The sequence below is a fragment of the Acinetobacter sp. IK40 genome (assembly GCF_035615075.1).
In the GTDB taxonomy this organism is placed as follows: Bacteria; Pseudomonadota; Gammaproteobacteria; order Pseudomonadales; family Moraxellaceae; genus Acinetobacter; species Acinetobacter courvalinii.
Map to the genome: position 1 here is coordinate 1 of NZ_JANBOE010000029.1, position 1,274 is coordinate 1,274.

The following is a 1,274-nucleotide window of genomic DNA, read 5'->3' on the forward strand; positions in this document are numbered from 1 at the left end:
TGATGTGTGCTGAGAAAACAGGAGGTTTTAACTTGGTAAACTATAGACACTCATCAGGAGTTTACCATGAGCAAGAAACAGAAGACTTACACCGCAGAATTTAAAGTTGAAGCAATAAAATTGATTGAAGCCAATCAAGGCAATGTATCGGAAACAGCCAGACAACTTGGCATTTCAATGCAAACTCTTTCAAATTGGAATAATAAAGCAAAGACTGGCACCTTAGCAGGCACTAAACAATATTCACCTGATCTAAATGCCTTACTCGAAGAAAATAAAAAGCTCAAACAACAGCTCAAAACAGCTGAAATGGAACGTGAATTTCTAAAAAAGGCAGCAGCGTACTTTGCGAAAGAAAGTCAGTAAGGTACGCCTATATGAAACAGCAAAGATATTTATTCCCGATTAGCTTTATGGCTAGATTACTTCACGTTTCAGTGTCACGATTTTATGATTGGCTAAAACGAGGCATGAATAAAAGATTGGTTCAGCGAAATCAACAGACAATTTTGGTCAAAATAGCTCATGAGGAAACTAAACAAAGCTATGGCTATATTCGATTAACTAAGCATTTACAAGCGCAAGGTATCAAAATCAGTACGTATGCTGTACGTCAAATAAAAAAGCTCAACCAGCTGTATTGTAAGCGTCATAAGCGTTTCAAAAGAACTACGAAGAGTGATCATAATCGAGCGATCTACGCAAATTTACTAGAGCAACAGTTTTCAATGACTAAGCCCAATCTTGCATGGTCAAGCGATATTACATACATTTGGACTGCTGAAGGTTGGTTATACTTGGCAGCAGTAAAAGACCTGTACACGAAACAAGTGGTTGGCTATAGCTTAAATGAGCGTATGACCGCACAACTTGTTTGCAATGCACTGACTATGGCGATTCGTAATCAAAAACCAACGAAAGGCTTAATTATTCATTCGGACAGAGGCAGCCAATATTGCAGCCATGAATATCGAAAGATACTGGAAAAATGTGATTTTCAAGGTTCAATGAGCAAACGTGGGGACTGTTACGATAATGCACCGATTGAAAGTTTCTGGGGCATACTCAAGAATGAATTAGTGCATCATTGCAACTATAAAACCAGAGATGAAGCTAAAGCAGATATTACAGAATACATTGTGTTATTTTATAATCAGCGAAGAATTCAAAAGAGTTTGGATTTTAAAACGCCAAATCAAATAGCAGAGAACTTTTATCGGTTAGCTGCCTAGCATATCCCAAGTGAAAGTCTCCTGCTAATTCAGCACATATCA

General features: G+C 37.7%; 1 protein-coding gene. It reads left to right on the top strand.

Annotated features, from left to right (window positions below):
• Positions 1–66 precede the first annotated feature (66 nt).
• A protein-coding gene (locus tag MSG93_RS19225) for an IS3-like element ISAba21 family transposase (protein ID WP_085947548.1) occupies positions 67–1,232 on the top strand; the annotation gives its coding sequence in 2 pieces (ribosomal slippage) (positions 67–325 and positions 325–1,232; 1,167 coding nt in all).
• Positions 1,233–1,274: the final 42 nt, after the last annotated feature.